General features: G+C 72.5%; 1 protein-coding gene and 2 pseudogenes. 1 reads left to right on the plus strand and 2 read right to left on the minus strand.

Annotated features, from left to right (window positions below):
* Both ACTHJJ_RS05630 and ACTHJJ_RS05635 read right to left on the minus strand, forming a co-directional pair.
* Positions 1-916: pseudogene (locus ACTHJJ_RS05630) on the minus strand (DNA polymerase); the annotation flags it as partial.
* Positions 909-2,057, minus strand: a complete 1,149-nt coding sequence (locus ACTHJJ_RS05635) for a MalY/PatB family protein (protein ID WP_440301958.1) — start codon at positions 2,055-2,057, stop codon at positions 909-911. The gene ACTHJJ_RS05635 and the pseudogene ACTHJJ_RS05630, both read right to left, overlap by 8 nt.
* Before the next feature lie 262 nt (positions 2,058-2,319).
* On the opposite strand from ACTHJJ_RS05635, the pseudogene ACTHJJ_RS05640 reads away from it, so the two are divergent.
* Positions 2,320-2,635 (plus strand): annotated as a pseudogene (locus tag ACTHJJ_RS05640) (EcsC family protein); the annotation flags it as partial.

Here is a 2,635-nt window from a genome sequence, read left to right on the forward strand (position 1 = left end):
AGCCATAGGTCGTCTCGATGCGCTCGTCCTTGCGCCATGTGAGGAGCGCGTCGACGAGCGGGTGACTGTGCCGGTAGGGCTCCAGCACGTGGGCGCGGGTGTTGGGCACGTCGACCCCGATCGACCCGAGCAGCTCACGGACCTGGGCGGGGTTGCGCAGGTCGGTCCGCTCACGCCCCGGAGCATGAGCGAGAACCGCCCGGTCGCGCTCTCGCCGGATGCGCTCCGCGTCGTTCTCGTCGACCGGCCGCGGACCCGCCGCGGCACCGATGAGGTCCTCGGCGGCGAGCCGGTCGACCGGCAGCCCGTCCCGCTCGAGCTCGAGGCACAGCACCGCGGCGGCCGACTCGGACCAGGTGGTCCGTCGCGCATGCCCGGGGTTTTGGCTGACGACCCGCTCGAGCGAATCGGCCTGCTGCGCTTGACAGTCCAGTGCCATCAAGGCGAGCTGCCGCAGGCGGTCGGGGTGGGACGCCCAGCTGGTCAGCGCATCTGCCCGCAGGTGTCCAGCAGCGGTGACCGGTCCCTCCTCGCCGTCACCGGCGGCGTCGAACAGGTCGCCGTCGAAGCCGGCCAGCCGCGGCCTTCCCGGCGCCGGTACGGCGTCCTCGTCCAGCCCCTGGCAGCCGGCCCAGACATGACCGGGCGACGCTTGCCAGCCGCCGTGGATGAGGCGATGGACCTCCGCCAGGTCCCACACACGCGGCACCGCGACGCCGGCGGACACCATGGGCCGGAGGCCGAGCCGGGCGGACCAGACGACCCACCTGGGCCGCTGCTCCCGCCCCACCTCGACGAAGCGGGAGACCACCGCGTCGGGCGCCCACGGCTCGTCGAGGCCCGGCCCAGCGACATACGCTCCCTGTGGGCCGAGGACGAGCGCGACGAGCGGCGGCTGGACCGCCTTGTCACTCAAGACAGTTCGCCATGCGGCGGATCGCCTCCCGGAGAATCTCGGGGGACGTCGCGAAGTTGAGGCGCGCGCCGCCCACTCCCCGTGGCCCGAAGTGCGGACCCTCGGAGAGGGCCACGCGACCGCGGCTCCGGAACACCGCCGCCGGGTCGTTGCCGAGGCCGAGGTCGCGGCAGTCGAGCCACGCGAGGTAGGTCGCCTCGGGCAGCCTGAGCCGGACGCCGGGCAGCTGCTCCGCGACGAGTTCCGCGAGCAGGTGCCGGTTGTCGTCGAGCTCGCTGCGCAGCTGGCGCAGCCAGTCGCGCCCACCCTCCCAGGCCGCGGACTGGGCGATGACGCCCAGGTGGCTCGCGCCCATCGAGACGAACGGGTGGAGGGCCTTGACGGTGGCGAGTGCCTCCGCGCCGGGCACGATCAGCCCCGCCTTCAGCCCCGCCAGGTTCCACGCCTTGGACGCCGCCGTCACCGTCACGCCGCCCTCGCTGCCGGGCACGGTGAGGTAGGGCGTGAAGGTGCTCGTCCCGAAGACGAGTGGTGCGTGGATCTCGTCGGAGATGACCTGCACCCCGTGCTCGCGCGCGATCACGGCAAGGCGGGACAGCTCGTCGGCCGTGTGGACCGTGCCGGTCGGGTTGTGGGGGTTGCACAAGAGGTATGCCGCCCGGCCACCGTCGGCGGTCGCCCGGCGGAACGCGTCGGCGAGGACGTCGAGGTCGAGGCGGCCCTCGTCGGTGAGGGGAGCGTCGACGGGGCGCCGGCCGACCGAGTCGATCACCGTGAAGAAGGCGTTGTAGACCGGGGAGCTGATGATGACGGGTCCGCCCGGTTCGGTGAGCACCTCCAGGAGCCGGGCGATCCCGGTCAGCACGTCGGTGACCTGGACGGCCGTCTGCGGGTCGAGCGCCCAGCCCCACTCCGCCTGCGCGTAGGACGCCAGCTGGGCGGCATACCTGCCCGGGGCGGCGTAGCCGGTGTCGGCTCGTCGCATGGCCTCGGCCACCGCGGTGACCACCGCCTCGCAGGGCGCGGCGTCCATCTCCGCGACCCACAGCGGCAGGACGTCCTCGGGGTAGAGACGCCATTTGATGCTCGTGTGGTCGCGCCTCAGCTCGTCGACGGGCTGCGCGAGGATCTGCCGGCTCATGCGCCGAGCCTAGGGGACGCCCACGACCGTCCTGCAGGCCGATTTCCTCGGGGGCTTGCGCCCATCGGCGCGGCATCCGTCATACGGTGGCTGCTGAGGCCGGCTCGGGGGATCGGGACGAACGGACGACGAGGAAAGGACACCAGTGCGGATTCTGGGCTGGGGCAAGGACGAGACCGAGGAGGCGTCCGACCGGGCGGCGGCACAGCTGGCAAGTCCACCCGGGCGTGCCCTCGCAGTGCCACCGGGCAGGCGGAGTGGCATGAGCGCGGCTGCAACGCGGCTCGTCGAGCGTCTCCTCGACGTCGGCATCGACGGCAAGGGACCGTTCGACTCCGCGAGCGTGGTTGCGGCCGAGGCGCTCTCCGAGGCCGGTGGCCACGTCGAGAAGGCCAGCGACATCGTCCGGCGCGACCACCGTCGCCTCGGCGCGGTAGGTGGCTTCGCGACGGGCCTCGGCGGCTTCTTCACGATGCCGATCTCGTTGCCTGCCAACGTCCTCGAGTTCTACATCCTCGGCACACGGATGACGGCCGTGATCGCGAAGCTGCGCGGCTACGACATCGACCAGCCCGAGA

It is taken from the genome of Intrasporangium sp. (genome assembly GCF_051961875.1).
Classification (GTDB): Bacteria; Actinomycetota; Actinomycetes; order Actinomycetales; family Dermatophilaceae; genus Intrasporangium_A.